15 protein-coding genes and 1 tRNA gene are annotated in these 13,793 nt (G+C 47.8%); 6 read left to right on the forward strand and 10 right to left on the reverse strand.

Annotation, left to right across the window (positions count from 1 at the left end):
• Nucleotide 1: 1 nt before the first annotated feature.
• Both yjjX and C2M17_RS02930 read right to left on the reverse strand, forming a co-directional pair.
• Nucleotides 2-556: an inosine/xanthosine triphosphatase gene (gene yjjX, locus C2M17_RS02925; protein ID WP_105199380.1), complete on the reverse strand. Its 555-nt coding sequence runs from the start codon at nt 554-556 to the stop codon at nt 2-4.
• 258 nt (nt 557-814) lie between these two features.
• Nucleotides 815-1,507, reverse strand: a complete 693-nt coding sequence (locus tag C2M17_RS02930; protein ID WP_105199381.1) for an HDOD domain-containing protein — start codon at nt 1,505-1,507, stop codon at nt 815-817.
• Nucleotides 1,508-1,663: 156 nt separating this feature from the next.
• On the opposite strand from C2M17_RS02930, the gene C2M17_RS02935 reads away from it, so the two are divergent.
• Complete coding sequence (locus tag C2M17_RS02935; RefSeq protein ID WP_105199382.1) at nt 1,664-2,128, forward strand: thioredoxin; 465 nt, start codon at nt 1,664-1,666, stop codon at nt 2,126-2,128.
• A gap of 123 nt (nt 2,129-2,251) precedes the next feature.
• On the opposite strand, the gene C2M17_RS02940 is transcribed toward C2M17_RS02935, so the two are convergent.
• The 6 genes from C2M17_RS02940 to cutA form a co-directional block, all read right to left on the reverse strand.
• Nucleotides 2,252-2,328, reverse strand: a tRNA-Ile gene (locus tag C2M17_RS02940).
• 386 nt (nt 2,329-2,714) lie between these two features.
• A complete protein-coding gene (gene accC / locus C2M17_RS02945; RefSeq protein WP_105199383.1) occupies nt 2,715-4,055 on the reverse strand; it encodes an acetyl-CoA carboxylase biotin carboxylase subunit in 1,341 nt (446 codons plus the stop codon).
• Between the two features lie 27 nt (nt 4,056-4,082).
• On the reverse strand, nt 4,083-4,538 hold the full coding sequence (gene accB, locus C2M17_RS02950; RefSeq protein ID WP_105199384.1) for an acetyl-CoA carboxylase biotin carboxyl carrier protein: 456 nt from the start codon (nt 4,536-4,538) through the stop codon (nt 4,083-4,085).
• Between the two features lie 25 nt (nt 4,539-4,563).
• On the reverse strand, nt 4,564-5,016 hold the full coding sequence (gene aroQ, locus C2M17_RS02955) for a type II 3-dehydroquinate dehydratase (RefSeq protein ID WP_105199385.1): 453 nt from the start codon (nt 5,014-5,016) through the stop codon (nt 4,564-4,566).
• 237 nt (nt 5,017-5,253) lie between these two features.
• Nucleotides 5,254-7,071, reverse strand: coding sequence for a protein-disulfide reductase DsbD (locus C2M17_RS02960; RefSeq protein ID WP_105199751.1), 1,818 nt, complete (start codon nt 7,069-7,071; stop codon nt 5,254-5,256).
• Nucleotides 7,072-7,082: 11 nt separating this feature from the next.
• Nucleotides 7,083-7,403 (reverse strand): divalent-cation tolerance protein CutA, encoded by a 321-nt coding sequence (gene cutA / locus C2M17_RS02965; protein ID WP_105199386.1) that lies wholly within the window; start codon nt 7,401-7,403, stop codon nt 7,083-7,085.
• 139 nt (nt 7,404-7,542) lie between these two features.
• Here cutA and C2M17_RS02970 point away from each other — a divergent pair, with 139 nt between their 5' ends.
• The 4 genes from C2M17_RS02970 to C2M17_RS02985 all read left to right on the forward strand — a co-directional run bounded on the left by C2M17_RS02970 (nt 7,543) and on the right by C2M17_RS02985 (nt 11,402).
• The gene (locus tag C2M17_RS02970) at nt 7,543-8,037 is read left to right on the forward strand and encodes an FxsA family protein (protein WP_105199387.1); all 495 of its coding nucleotides are present in this window, start codon (nt 7,543-7,545) and stop codon (nt 8,035-8,037) included.
• Between the two features lie 110 nt (nt 8,038-8,147).
• Nucleotides 8,148-8,435, forward strand: a complete 288-nt coding sequence (locus C2M17_RS02975; RefSeq protein ID WP_105199388.1) for a co-chaperone GroES — start codon at nt 8,148-8,150, stop codon at nt 8,433-8,435.
• Nucleotides 8,436-8,494: 59 nt separating this feature from the next.
• Nucleotides 8,495-10,138: a chaperonin GroEL gene (gene groL / locus C2M17_RS02980; RefSeq protein ID WP_105199389.1), complete on the forward strand. Its 1,644-nt coding sequence runs from the start codon at nt 8,495-8,497 to the stop codon at nt 10,136-10,138.
• 751 nt (nt 10,139-10,889) lie between these two features.
• Nucleotides 10,890-11,402 (forward strand): DUF3016 domain-containing protein, encoded by a 513-nt coding sequence (locus C2M17_RS02985; RefSeq protein ID WP_105199390.1) that lies wholly within the window; start codon nt 10,890-10,892, stop codon nt 11,400-11,402.
• A 109-nt stretch (nt 11,403-11,511) separates the two neighbouring features.
• On the opposite strand, the gene C2M17_RS02990 is transcribed toward C2M17_RS02985, so the two are convergent.
• Together C2M17_RS02990 and epmB are read right to left on the reverse strand one after the other, a co-directional pair.
• Nucleotides 11,512-11,805 (reverse strand): prephenate dehydrogenase, encoded by a 294-nt coding sequence (locus C2M17_RS02990; protein ID WP_105199391.1) that lies wholly within the window; start codon nt 11,803-11,805, stop codon nt 11,512-11,514.
• A gap of 259 nt (nt 11,806-12,064) precedes the next feature.
• A complete protein-coding gene (gene epmB / locus C2M17_RS02995; protein ID WP_105199392.1) occupies nt 12,065-13,081 on the reverse strand; it encodes an EF-P beta-lysylation protein EpmB in 1,017 nt (338 codons plus the stop codon).
• 40 nt (nt 13,082-13,121) lie between these two features.
• Between epmB and efp the strand changes: the two genes are divergently transcribed.
• On the forward strand, nt 13,122-13,688 hold the full coding sequence (efp, locus tag C2M17_RS03000) for an elongation factor P (RefSeq protein ID WP_105199393.1): 567 nt from the start codon (nt 13,122-13,124) through the stop codon (nt 13,686-13,688).
• Nucleotides 13,689-13,793 lie beyond the last annotated feature (105 nt).

The raw sequence follows: 13,793 nt of genomic DNA on the forward strand, positions 1-13,793 counted from the left end.
CTTAACTCGAAAATAGTTCGGGGTGATTAAAGGGCGCCATGGCCAAGGTAAGCGCCTGTTGATAGGTGCTCTGGCGGGTGGCATGGCCGCGGGTAAGCAGGCCAATGGCGCCGCCCTGCTGCTTGATATTGGTGGTATTAAAGGCTGCATCCATGACATCGCCAAGTTCCTGGCCCTGTTGTAACTTTTCGAACAGCGATTCAGGTAAAGGGAGGTTGCAGCTACGGCCAACGCTCAATTGATGATTATCGGCGATCACCACATAGGCGAAGGTGGCGGCACCATAGTCGAAGCGGGCGGCGCCTCCTTCCATGGCCATATAGAAATCCCCCTGATAATGCTCCTGGCAATAACGCACGCGGTTTTCGGCACCTTGTAGGGTATCTGGTTCACCAAGGGGCTGATCGGCCACCCCGGAAGGGGCGTCGACACCTAGGCAGTCGATATGGTAATCGGGAAAGTAGGTGGCAAGCGTGGCTTTTGCGGCATTTACTTTAACCGGGTTTTTGGAGCCGACGATCAACTTAAGTTGTTTTGCTGCGGAACTTATGGCCATTTCCTTGTCCTTTTAGGTGCTTTTGGCCATTGTATCATGGCCGCAGGGACGGGCACACAGGCCCAAGGGAAGTCTGAGGTTAAGGTCGAAGGACTCTTTAATGGGCACCAAGGAGCAGCAGGTTCTGGCCATTCTCTAGGCAATGTTTGTAGTCGCTTTGCTGCCAGTCTAAGGTTGAAAATACTTTTGCCTCAAGCTGGCGCCAATGATTGATATCACGATGCCGTTTATGCACATGAGCGATATTCTCGGCGACCTTCAAAATAGCGTAGTACAGCTTTTCTTCTTCGCTATGCGGCTCATCCAGAAAGTGTAGATCATGAGGTGCAACACTATGCTGCACAGGGAGCTGGGCAAATGCCAGGAATTCGCCATATAAAAGCCGAGCATGGCGTGGTTACAGGGATAACGTTGGTCTTCCAGTGCGGTAAGCGAGGCCTGACAGTTATCATCGGCGGCGCTAAGAACCTGCACATAGTCAGGAAAATTCATGGCCATAACCGGAATGCCGATATCATGAAACAGGCCTAGGGTTTGTATATTATCGAGAGCGACACCGTGCTTTTGTCCTTGAGCCAGATACAAGCACAGCCGCGATATCTCGGTGGCACTATCCCAAAACCTGTCTAAGGAGATACAGCAACTAGGCTGAGGAAAAACCTGCTTAACCAAATAGCCGGAGGTGAGGTGACTAATGGTATTGAGTCCCAGTAATTTAACCGCCTGTTTTACATCCGTGATTTCCAGTTCGGACATGAGTTCGGGCAAGTTTATAAGGCGTAACACCAAGGCTGCCAGGGCGACATCGGCGGTGATCAATTCACTGACCTTATTCAGGCTGGGATCGCTCCGGTTTAGCTCTGCCTGCAATTCATTCAGCGCCGCAGGCCTAACGGGTAGCTTATAGCCCGTCTCTAATTGTGAAAAAACATCGTCATTTATGCCCAGCATAGAACCCCCGCACCACCATGTTAAGTTTAGTCGATTTCCCCTTTGTCGCTAGCTGAACTGGCGCCAGCGCTTCGTGAGTCAGCTTTCGATAAGGCAAGACAAGGCTTGGTAACAAGGTCATAATGGCGTAGGTATTTACTCTAAGAATTAATAACTATGCGAACTTTTTTTAAACTTTGTTTCTTAATTATGGCCTTGTCGACGACAGCGGCCTGCGCCGACGATAAGCCCTATATCGGCGTGATTGATAGCGCCAGCTTATTGAGTGAATATAAAACCTTTGCCACCGCCTACGATGATTTTGCTCCAAGCGATGACGAGCTGGCGCAGATGCACAAGCTAACGGGTAAGTCCTTATTGGTGCTATTCGGCACCTGGTGTCACGACAGCGAGCGTGAAGTGCCGCGCTTATTAAAGCTACTGGCACTAAGCAAGGTTGAACTCGCCCAGCTTGAGCTGGTGGCCGTGGATTACAGTAAAAAAGATGACAGGGGCTTGGCCGAGCAATTTGCGCTTAAATACACCCCCACCTTTATCGTCCTCGATGGCGACACAGAACTAGTGCGAGTGGTTGAAAAACCTGAGGGCTCACTGGCCGAGGCGCTCACTGATTTTAATTAGTTTATCGAAGTGGTTTTAAGCTATAAGGCTTAGTTGGAACAAAAGCTAACTAAGCTTTTTGTATGCCAAAGACACAAAAGTTCGGTTATTTCAGGGAATGATTTACAAGGGAAATAGGAAAAATGGTGGCCCCACCTGGACTCGAACCAGGGACCTAACGATTATGAGTCGTGCGCTCTAACCAACTGAGCTATAGGGCCATTTTATGTTGTTGGTGCAGTCGGAGTATACACGTCCATGATGATCTGCACTCAGCTCGGTCATCCACGACCTCGCGTTCTTCTCTTTCGAAGTGATGTTTAGTCACTTCTCAAAGCCTTTGGCTTACGTTTATCACCTAAGCTATAGGGCCATTTTGTATTCTTGATGCTTATCTTGTTTTTACAGGATAGGAGATATCCTCAAGTAAGCGCCGAGCAGTATAAAAACTTTTCCAGGCCTTGTCACTAGCTGGAAGGGGATTATTTAAGTTTGTAGAAATCAACTGCTTACTTATTGGCCTATCAGCCACTCACCATTGTTTTCAAAGGCTCAATACAAAAAAAGCCGACATCATGTCGGCTTTGGCTTTGCTTAACAATTTAATTTACAGACCTAGTTTCTTCTCTAGATAGTGGATGTTGGTGCCACCATTTTGGAAGTTCTCGTCCGCTAAAATAATCTTGTGCAGTTCGGTGTTGGTCTTGATGCCGTCGATCACCAGCTCATTGAGCGCGTTGCGCGCGCGAGCAATGGCTATATCACGGTTTTCACCGTAACAGATCAGCTTACCAATCATCGAATCGTAATGTGGCGGTACAGTGTAATCCGCATAAATGTGGCTGTCCCAACGAATTCCTAGACCACCGGCAGGGTGGAAGCGGGTGATTTTACCCGGTGAAGGAATAAAGGTTTTCGGGTCTTCCGCATTGATACGGCACTCGATGGCGTGACCACGGATCACAACATCGTCCTGAGTGATAGACAGTGGCTGACCGGCAGCAATTTTTAGCTGCTCTTTGATCAAGTCAATACCGGTTACCATCTCAGTTACAGGGTGCTCTACCTGAATACGGGTGTTCATTTCGATGAAATAGAACTCGCCGTTTTCATATAGGAATTCGAATGTACCGGCACCACGGTAGCCGATTTCGATACAGGCACGGGTACAGCGGTCACCGATGTACTTACGCATTTCCGCGGTAATACCCGGTGCTGGCGCTTCTTCCACAACCTTTTGGTGACGACGCTGCATTGAACAGTCACGCTCACCCAGGTGGATTGCATTGCCTTGACCATCGGCCAGTACCTGAACTTCGATATGACGTGGGTTTTCAAGGAATTTTTCCATGTAAACCATGCCATTACCAAAGAACTGCTTGGCTTCTTGCTGAGTCAGGGCGATCGAGTTTACAAGCTCTTTCTCGCTGCGAACCACACGCATACCACGACCACCACCGCCACCTGCGGCCTTGATGATCACCGGATAACCGATACGCTTAGCGATTTGCATATTGCGCTCGTTATCTTCCGTTAGCGGGCCGTCTGAACCCGGTACGCAAGGTACGCCGGCTTTACGCATGGCTTCGATAGCCGATACCTTATCACCCATAAGGCGAATGGTGTCGCCTTTTGGACCGATAAAGATAAAGCCACTTTGCTCGACTTGGTCGGCAAAATCCGCGTTTTCAGAAAGGAAACCGTAGCCAGGGTGAATGGCTACCGCGTCGGTTACTTCGGCGGCGGCGATAATACGAGGAATGTCCAGGTAGCTTTCGCTGGCGGCCGGCTTACCGATACAAATAGTCTCATCTGCAAGGAGCACGTGTTTTAAGTCGCGGTCCGCGGTTGAGTGAACCGCTACCGTTTTAATACCTAGCTCTTTACAGGCGCGCAATACGCGAAGTGCAATTTCACCTCGGTTTGCGATAACAACTTTATCTAACATAGTTGATGCCTTGTTTGGGGGACGCGATTATTCGATGATGAAAAGTGGTTGATCGAACTCAACTGGCTCGCCATTTTCAACCAGGATAGCTTTAACCGTACCGGCTTTGTCCGCTTCGATCTGGTTCATCATCTTCATCGCTTCAACGATACACAGGGTGTCGCCTACGCTTACTTTTGTGCCTACTTCTACGTATGCAGCCGCTTCAGGTGAAGAAGCAGAGTAGAAAGTACCTACCATAGGTGATTTAACCTGATGGCCAGCAGGTTGTGCTGGTGCTGCGGCTGGTGCTTCAGCGGCAGGAGCTGCTGCTGGAGCAGGAGCGGCCATAGGGGCTGCAGCTGTGTAATGTTGTGGCATAGCTACTGGAGCTGGGCTGTGACGGTTAATACGTACCGACTCTTCACCTTCGGTGATTTCTAGCTCAGCAATACCTGTTTCTTCAACAAGCTCGATTAATTTTTTAATTTTGCGAATGTCCATGAAAAACCCGCCTATTAGTTAGTTTTTAATTCGAATCTTGCAACCGGCTAACCGCTGCTTGCAGCGCGAAGTGATAGCCCATTGCACCAAAACCACAGATAACACCTTGCGCCACATCGGAAAAATAAGAGTGGTGGCGAAAGGCTTCCCGTTGATGAATGTTGCTCAGGTGTACCTCAAAGAAAGGAATGGCAACGCTTAGTAAGGCGTCACGCAGGGCGACACTGGTGTGCGAAAATGCGGCAGGGTTAATAATAATGCTATCAACTTGCTGCCAGGCATCATGTATACGCTCAATCAGGGCCGCTTCGCTATTACTTTGAAAGTGCTCTAGTTCAACATTGAGTGCCGCGGCTGCATCATTTAGTTCATCGGTAATTTGTACCAATGTCTTGGAACCGTACTTATCCGGCTCACGACGACCCAGCATATTTAAATTTGGGCCGTTGATAACTAAAATCTTAAACTTTGCAGTCATAATGCGACTAAAATCCTTTAACTTGTGAGTTATAAGCGTTTGTACAAATATCAGTAGTAAACTTAAGGGTAAAAGTTGCAAATAGCAAATTTTTCTCACTTTAGCGAACTATTATAGTGAGTTCGAGGAAAATAGCAGCAAAATACTGGTCTAATCACCTTGGAGGTTAAATTTGCAGAGCTGGCAAAAGAAAGGAGCAAAGTGCCCTAAATGACACTTTGCTTTATTTAGGCTTGGTTAGCTTCCTGCCTGATCGCGTACTTTTTGTAGATGCGCGGCAAAGTCGTCGGCACCCATAAAGCCGGTGACCCGTAATTCCGGAAGTTCTTTACCATCTTGGTTAAAGAACAAGATGCTAGGTAAGCCGAACACGGTAAATGCTTCCATCAGCTCAATGGAGCTGTCATTGGTGTCGGTTAAATCGATTTGCACTAGGGTAAAGTGCTTAAACTGCTGTTGCACCTGCTCCTTGGGGAAGGTGTAGTGCTCAAACTCCTTACAGGCCACACACCAATCGGCATAAAGGTCGACCATAACCAGGCCTTCTGTGTTGGCCAGCAGCTCATTGAGCTCAGTTAGGTCGGCAACATGAACGAACTCGCCACTGTCGGCTTGTTGCTGTACTTGAACCTGCTTAACCACAGTCGGTGGCCACACATAGTTTTTAACCAGCATTAAACCGCTAATAAACAAGGTCATGGCCATGGCCCAAAGAATGGTTTTGCCTCGGCCCTGAGTTTGGCCACTTTGCCAATAATGCAGGTAGATGGCGGTAGCTATACTTAATATACCGGCCATAAGTAAAATCACCTCGAACGGCAAAATGCGCTCAAGCAGAATCAAGGGCACGAATAACATCAAGAAGCCGAACAGGGTTTTTACCTGCTCCATCCAGCCACCGGCCTTAGGCAGAAGTTTACCTCCCGAGGTACCAAGTAATAGCAGCGGCAGACCCATGCCCAGGCTTAAGGCATACAGGGTGAGGGCGCCAATCATATAGTCGCCGCTTTGCGCCACATAAAGTAAGGCCGCGGAAAGCGGTGCGGTCGTACAAGGCGAGGCGATAAGACCCGACAGCACGCCCATCAGGAAAACCCCGGCATAATTACCGCCCTGTTGCTTGTTGCTGACCTTGGTTAAACGCTCCATCATGCCCTGTGGCAGGCGAATTTCGTAAAAACCGAACATAGACAGTGCCAGCAATACAAACAGCAGGCTAAAGCTGATCAGTACATAAGGGTGTTGCAGATAACCCTGAATATGGCCGCCAAAGTAGGCAACCACTAACCCCAGCAGCGCATAAGTAATGGCCATACCCTGTACATAGACGAAGGACAGGCTAAAGGCCTTGCGGGTCGAGAGGTGCTTTTGTCCGGCGATAAGACTGGACAGAATAGGGAACATGGGGAAGACGCAGGGGGTAAAGGCCAGGCCAATACCGACCACAAAAAAGAACACCAAGTTGGTGAACAGGCTTTGACTGGCCAAACGCTCGGTTAGTGATTGCTCACCTTTGTTGTTGCTTTTGCTGCCGTTATCTTTTGCTTTAGTCTCGGGTGTGCCTTGCGCCATAAGGGCATCGGTCACAGCCCCGGTCGTTGCTGGAGCTGCACCGCCGACCAGGGAAAGTGGAATTTCTATAACCTCGGGCGGGTAGCAAAGCCCGGCTTCCGCACAGCCTTGATAGCGCATTTTTACCAAGGCACCGTCGGAAATATTGCTGACCTTTAAGCTAAAGCTTACGGCATTAAAATAGACTTCGGTGCGACCGAAAAACTCGTCTTCAATCATTTCACCGCCGGGCAACTGGGCGGGGGGCGTCACGGTCGCGCCTTTGCCGACAAACTCTAACTTATGCTTATAGAGGTAGTAGCCAGGCTCTATATCCCAATTGATAAGCAGGGTTTCACCTTGTTGATCAAAGTCCAGCTTAAAGGCCTGGTCAACGGGTAAAAAGGTGGTTGCTTGGGTCTTGAGTAAACTATCAAGCACCGAGTTATTGGCCCAGGAGCCAGCACTAAAGGCAAGGGTAAATATGATCAGCCAGATACGCATGAGCAATTGCATTAATTAAGTACCTCGTCCATCCAATTGAAGTAGGCCAAATTTCCCGTTGTTACATCGATTACCTGAATCTCAGGTACCTCGTAGCTGTGTAATTTTTTAATGGTTTGAATCACTTGGTTCATCTTCTCGGATTTTGTTTTGATCAGCAGTTTGGTTTCGGTAGCGCTGGTCACCTCATCTTGCCACATGTAGATAGACTCTACTTCTGGAAGGATGTTCACACACGCCGCCAACTTTAACTGCACCAGTTGTTCTGCCATGGCCCGCGCCTCTTGTTTGTTAGCGCAGGTAGTAAATATCAGCCGATAATGGGTAGTCATAATGAACCTTTTTATACGTTCTTTTTCTAACCCCATACTAGCCGATAGCAAGGTTAAAACCTATAGAAGCTCGGCAGAAGACTTGAAAAGTGACCTTGTCAGCCGCACATTTATTTCATTGAATTAAACGAGACTCAGTATGTTTAGAGCATTATTCCTACTTTTTATCATTATCCCCATCATAGAAATTGCCCTGCTAATTCAGGTAAGTGACGTTATTGGTGGCTTTGCGACCATAGCCCTGATAGTGGTGACCGCCATCCTAGGTGCAAAATTAGTGAAGCAACAAGGCATGGGTGCTATGCGTGATGCTCAGCTGCAAATGGCACAGGGACAAATGCCGGCAGAGCAAATGTTTACCGGTATCTGCGTGATTATCGCCGGAGTTTTATTATTAACACCGGGTATTGTGACCGATGTGTTCGGTTTTCTATTGTTAACTCCGGCGGTGCGTAAACGCATGTCGGCTGCCTTTGCCTCACAAGCGCAGGTGCATATGACTCAAGGTGGTGGCTTCAGCGCACATTATCATAGTTCGCGTTCAAGCCATCACAGCTCAGAGCAGCATTCAGTACACTCAGAGCGCGGCCACTCAAACACCACAATTGAAGGTGAATTTGAACGTAAAGAGTAAAATTTTTAACTTTTACTCTTGGGTTTTAATTTGCTCACCCCCATAAAAGTACACAATCAAATTTTAAGATTTTCTGTAGTTGTTCAGAAACTGTTAGGAGAACTAAACAAATGAACATTCGTCCTTTACATGATCGCGTGATCGTTAAGCGTCTAGAAGAAGAAACCAAGTCTGCTGGCGGCATCGTGCTTACCGGTTCTGCCGCAGAGAAATCTTCACGTGGTGAAGTAATTGCAGTGGGCAATGGCCGTGTATTGGATAACGGCGAAGTACGCGCGTTAGAAGTAAAAGCGGGTGACACAGTGCTATTCGGCTCTTATGTTGAAAAAACAGAGAAGATCGAAGGCCAGGAATACCTGATCATGCGTGAAGACAACATTCTCGGTATCGTAGGCTAAATTAGCCTCCCTAGTGTTGTATTAATACCCGGATTAAACAGAATTTAGAGGAAAGAATAATGGCAGCAAAAGAAGTTCGTTTTGCAAATGACGCTCGCGCAAAAATGCTTAAGGGCGTAAACGTATTAGCAGATGCGGTAAAAGTTACTTTAGGTCCTAAAGGCCGTAACGTTGTTTTAGACAAGTCATTCGGCGCACCAGTTATCACTAAAGACGGTGTATCGGTAGCAAAAGAAATCGAATTAGAAGACAAGTTCGAGAACATGGGCGCACAAATGGTGAAAGAAGTTGCTTCTAAAGCCAATGACGCCGCCGGTGACGGTACCACTACTGCAACCGTTCTTGCGCAAGCCATCGTCAACGAAGGCCTTAAAGCCGTTGCTGCGGGCATGAACCCAATGGATCTTAAGCGCGGTATCGATAAAGCGGTAATCGCAGCCGTTGAAGAACTTAAAGCTCTTTCAGTACCTTGTGCAGACACCAAAGCAATCGCTCAGGTAGGTACTATTTCAGCAAACTCTGATTCAGAAATCGGTGACATCATTGCTGAAGCAATGGAAAAAGTAGGCCGCGAATCGGGCGTTATCACTGTTGAAGAAGGCCAGTCACTACAAAATGAATTAGACGTTGTAGAAGGCATGCAGTTCGACCGTGGTTACCTGTCTCCTTACTTCATCAACAACCCAGAGAAAGGCCAGGTTGAGCTAGATAACCCGCATATTCTTCTTGTTGATAAGAAAATCTCTAACATCCGTGAACTACTTCCAACTCTTGAAGCCGTTGCTAAGACTAGCAAGCCTCTTCTTATCGTTGCCGAAGACCTTGAAGGTGAAGCACTGGCAACACTAGTAGTGAACAACATGCGTGGCATCGTTAAAGTTGCTGCGGTTAAAGCACCTGGTTTCGGCGACCGTCGTAAAGCCATGCTGCAAGACATCGCTATCCTGACTAACGGTACTGTGATTTCTGAAGAAATCGGTCTTGAGCTTGAGAAAGCGACCCTGGAAGACCTAGGTACTGCTAAGCGCGTTGTGATCACTAAAGACGACACAACCATCATCGATGGTGCTGGCGAGCAAGTTGCTATCGACGGACGCGTAGGTCAGATCAAGGCGCAAATCGAAGAAGCGACTTCAGACTACGACAAAGAGAAGCTACAAGAGCGTATGGCTAAACTAGCCGGCGGTGTTGCAGTAATCAAAGTTGGCGCAGCAACTGAAGTTGAAATGAAAGAGAAGAAAGACCGCGTAGAAGATGCGCTTCACGCAACTCGCGCCGCGGTTGAAGAAGGTGTAGTACCTGGTGGTGGTGTTGCGCTAGTACGTGTTGCTTCAAAGATTGCTTCACTGACAGCGGACAACGATGACCAGAACCACGGTATCAATGTTGCACTTCGTGCCATGGAAGCACCACTTCGTCAAATCGTTTCTAACGCTGGTGACGAAGCGTCAGTAGTTGTTAACGCAGTTAAAGCAGGCGACGGTAACTATGGTTACAACGCTGCAAACGGCGAATACAACGACATGATCGAAATGGGTATCCTAGATCCAACTAAGGTAACGCGCTCTGCACTACAGTTCGCCGCGTCAGTTGCTGGTCTAATGATCACCACAGAAGCCATGGTTGCTGAAATTCCTAAAGATGAAGCTGCTCCAGATATGGGCGGCATGGGCGGAATGGGTGGCATGGGCGGCATGATGTAATCATCCCCCCGAACATCCAGTTTCATAAAAACCCAGCTTTGGCTGGGTTTTTTCATTTTCAGCCCCTCAACCACTTACATCAATAGGAGGTTGTTATCCATTTAGGTTTGCCTATTGACTGCTGGCCTTAGCCGGTATTTGCAGTGTTTCAGACGTTATATCCCCCCTTCATCACACCCGAAAAGAAAAAATTGAAGAGTAATTAGCAAACGTGGACGTTTGCAAAGCTATGTCCGGGACAGGGAAGTGCCGTACATAGTGGTTGCGTACATTTCAATTTTCACTTTGAGGAAAGAGTGTGATGTCGGGGCGACGTTTTCTTGGTTCATTCTTTTTCGTCGCTCAAAAAGAATGAACGAGGGGCTCATGGATGAGACCAGATAACAGCCTAGGAAGGCGAGGTAAGGCGTAACCCTAGGGTTATGCTGACAATGCCCCCTTCCTCAGAAGGTAGATCTTTACTATTAGGGTAAAGACAGGGTACAAACCATAATGGATGATTACGTTTGGTAACGAACTTGTTGATTGATTTGTGATCTAAATCCATGTGAACGGGTCTATATTAAATACCAATTCACTTAAATAGCTAATCATTCTAGCGGGCTAAATATCGTGCTAACTGCGTTGAAATTTTTCTATGTAGAATAACTACATAAGAAACATTCCGCCTTGTTATCACATCATTTATCCAGCGCTATATCTGATCACATACTTAACAGAATTGGTATAGCAGACTTAAACGGAGAGCATTATGAAAGTACGTACAGTATTAGTGGCCTTAATGGCCATGGCTGCATCGGCGGTGACCTATGCCGGTGAGGCCAAAATTAAGTGGCAGGATTTAAATGACTACGCGGATGCCCGTCCCGGCAACGATGTGAAAAAGCCTTTTCACGAGCGCTTGATGAAAAATTTTGACAAGCACTTTAATTTTGAGGCGCAAAACTTACCCGAGGGTAGCGTGTTTAATGTCGAAATAACCGATTTGGATTTGGCTGGTGAAGTGCGCCACGGCATGAACGAGTTTCGGGTGATGAAGCCTATTTATTTTCCGCGCATAGAATTTAGCTACCAACTGCTTGATAAAGACGGCAAGGTTTTAAGTAGCGGCGATGTAGACATTAAAGATATGGCCTATATGGATCATATACGCTCGATACGTGGCGATGACGAGTTTTACTATGATTTCCGCCTGCTCAGCTCCTGGTTTACGGATACCCTGTACCCTGAGCTAGGAATAGAGCCGAAAAAGGTTTATCGCTAGTTAGGTTGTAGGTCGGGGTTCATCCCGACAAAAGGCATAGTACGCTTACCTTGTCGGCAATGGGCTCTTGCATGCTCTACTACCGCCATCCTTGGCGGCAAAGGCCGAACTATTTAAAGGTCGATAGCAGAGCAAGCAGGTTTTGCAGCTTAAGCACGGCTTTTTTCAACAGGGCTTCGTCCAGCTCTTGTGCCTCGCTTAGCGCTTCAATATCGGCAGCTACATCAAGAACATACGGCTTGAACCGTTTGGCGGCGAAGGAGAAGCCCGCGTCTTCATTAAACAAAGCTTGGAATTTACCATGGCCGTCTTTTTGCAATTGATCTAACTTTTGATCCGCGTCGAGCGCCTGTCGGTAGGCGAGTTTAAGGTTTTCATTAAGCTTTTCAATAATCGAGTTCATATTCCGGATCTGTTTCTCTTTGCGGTTTACTTTACGTTTAATCTAAACGCATTAGCTAAAGAGCTAACACATTTGGCTGATATGGTACGTGGATTCGGTTAAAAAGTCAGGTAAGGGCTATGAATATATCGGCGAGCGCATTTCCTGCTATGGCCTTTGCACCATTGCTTGAAATGTCGGCGCGTAGCACCGACCTACACCCCGACAAAAATGCGCATAACTCTCCTTTTGTCGGCGCGAAGCTCAGATCTACAATTGGTTAGGGCTCTAGATGAAGATCTATCGGTGTCTTGCTGTGCTCGCCACCTATTTCTCTTACCAGCTTGGGTACTAAGAAGCCAGGTAGGGCGCTGAGCATTTGCGCCATCAGCGCCTTAGCTTCGGCATCGCTAACTTCAAAATGGGCGGCGCCTTGCACCTTGTCGAGCTGATGCAGGTAATAAGGAAGAATACCGGCCTCGAATAAACGTTCGCTGAGCGTAACCTGCGCCTCGATATTGTCATTCACTTCTTTTAGCAGCACAGCCTGATTTAACTGGGTCACGCCAGCGGCTTTAAGCTGAGTGCAGGCCTTAGCGAAGTGCGCATCTATTTCATTGCCGTGATTAATATGGTGCACAAAGACTACCTGCAATCGGGTGTTGGCGAATATCTCGCACAACTTCTCAGTGACACGGGCGGGAATGGTCACCGGTAAACGGGAGTGAATGCGCAGGCGCCTAATATTGGGCAAGGCCTCTAATTGCGCGACAAACCAGGCGATATGCTCGTCCTTGGCCATTAATGGGTCGCCGCCGCTTAGGATCACTTCATTCACTTCATCATGAGCGGCGATATACGCTAGCTTTTCCTCCAAAGCGGAGCGATTAAGCTGATTATCTGCGTAGGGAAAATGGCGACGAAAACAATAGCGGCAATTAATGGCGCAGGCAGATTTAAATACCAAGAGTACCCGGGAGCGATATTTATGCAGTAAACCGGGTTGTGTATTGTCCTGCTCTTCAAGTGGATCTGTGCTGTAGCCGGGGGCCTGTTGAAACTCTTGTCGGCGCGGTAAAACCTGTAATAACAAGGGGTCACGGGGATCGCCCTTTTGCATTTTGGCAATAAAGGGGCGTGGCACGCGCAGGTTAAACAGGCTTCTCGCCTCGTTGTCGGGAAGAAAGTCGGCTTCGGGTAATTCGAGTAATGAGAGCAGCTCTTCTGGACGAGTAACCACCTCGGCCAATTCTTTTTGCCAGTTTTTATGCAAATTTACTTCGATTCTTTGTATCATTGACAGGTTAATTACTCGAGAAATTGTATTAGAGGACAAGATGGCGAATTATAGCACCAACGAGTTCAAGGGTGGCCTTAAATTTATGATGGACGGCGAGCCTTGCAGCATCCTTGAAAATGAGGTTGTTAAGCCTGGTAAAGGTCAAGCGTTTAACCGTGTAAAAGTACGTAAGCTGATCTCTGGTAAGGTTTTAGAAAAAACCTTTAAATCAGGTGAGACGGTTGAAGGGGCCGATGTAATGGATACCGATCTGGCGTATCTGTACACCGACGGTGAATTCTGGCACTTCATGAACAACGACACCTTTGAGCAGATCGCCGCAGACGAAAAAGCGGTTGGCGACAACGTGAAATGGTTAGTTGAAAACGACTCATGCACCATCACCCTATGGAACGGTAACCCGATTGCTGTGACTCCACCTAACTTTGTTGAGCTGGAAGTAACGGAAACGGATCCGGGCCTAAAAGGTGACACAGCCGGTACCGGTGGCAAGCCTGCAACCCTTAACACGGGTGCGGTAGTTCGCGTTCCTTTGTTCATCCAAATCGGTGAAGTGATCAAGGTTGATACGCGCTCTGGCGAATACGTAAGCCGTGTAAAATAAACGCTTTTAGCGTTACAATCCCTTCGGGACGAGCCCTTAGGGACCGCCCTTAGGGATAAGCCCAGCCCGGCTAGCCGCGCTGGGATTTTTTATGTCTCAGTTTTG

The organism is Pseudoalteromonas sp. T1lg10, assembly GCF_002964545.1.
Classification (GTDB): domain Bacteria; phylum Pseudomonadota; class Gammaproteobacteria; order Enterobacterales; family Alteromonadaceae; genus Pseudoalteromonas.

Coding starts and splice junctions, on each gene's coding strand:
- yjjX (WP_105199380.1), bottom strand. CDS start 556: ATGGCCATAAGTTCCGCAGCAAAACAACTTAAGTTGATCGTCGGCTCC.
- C2M17_RS02930 (WP_105199381.1), bottom strand. CDS start 1,507: ATGCTGGGCATAAATGACGATGTTTTTTCACAATTAGAGACGGGCTAT.
- C2M17_RS02935 (WP_105199382.1), top strand. CDS start 1,664: ATGCGAACTTTTTTTAAACTTTGTTTCTTAATTATGGCCTTGTCGACG.
- accC (WP_105199383.1), bottom strand. CDS start 4,055: ATGTTAGATAAAGTTGTTATCGCAAACCGAGGTGAAATTGCACTTCGC.
- accB (WP_105199384.1), bottom strand. CDS start 4,538: ATGGACATTCGCAAAATTAAAAAATTAATCGAGCTTGTTGAAGAAACA.
- aroQ (WP_105199385.1), bottom strand. CDS start 5,016: ATGACTGCAAAGTTTAAGATTTTAGTTATCAACGGCCCAAATTTAAAT.
- C2M17_RS02960 (WP_105199751.1), bottom strand. CDS start 7,071: ATGCGTATCTGGCTGATCATATTTACCCTTGCCTTTAGTGCTGGCTCC.
- cutA (WP_105199386.1), bottom strand. CDS start 7,403: ATGACTACCCATTATCGGCTGATATTTACTACCTGCGCTAACAAACAA.
- C2M17_RS02970 (WP_105199387.1), top strand. CDS start 7,543: ATGTTTAGAGCATTATTCCTACTTTTTATCATTATCCCCATCATAGAA.
- C2M17_RS02975 (WP_105199388.1), top strand. CDS start 8,148: ATGAACATTCGTCCTTTACATGATCGCGTGATCGTTAAGCGTCTAGAA.
- groL (WP_105199389.1), top strand. CDS start 8,495: ATGGCAGCAAAAGAAGTTCGTTTTGCAAATGACGCTCGCGCAAAAATG.
- C2M17_RS02985 (WP_105199390.1), top strand. CDS start 10,890: ATGAAAGTACGTACAGTATTAGTGGCCTTAATGGCCATGGCTGCATCG.
- C2M17_RS02990 (WP_105199391.1), bottom strand. CDS start 11,805: ATGAACTCGATTATTGAAAAGCTTAATGAAAACCTTAAACTCGCCTAC.
- epmB (WP_105199392.1), bottom strand. CDS start 13,081: ATGATACAAAGAATCGAAGTAAATTTGCATAAAAACTGGCAAAAAGAA.
- efp (WP_105199393.1), top strand. CDS start 13,122: ATGGCGAATTATAGCACCAACGAGTTCAAGGGTGGCCTTAAATTTATG.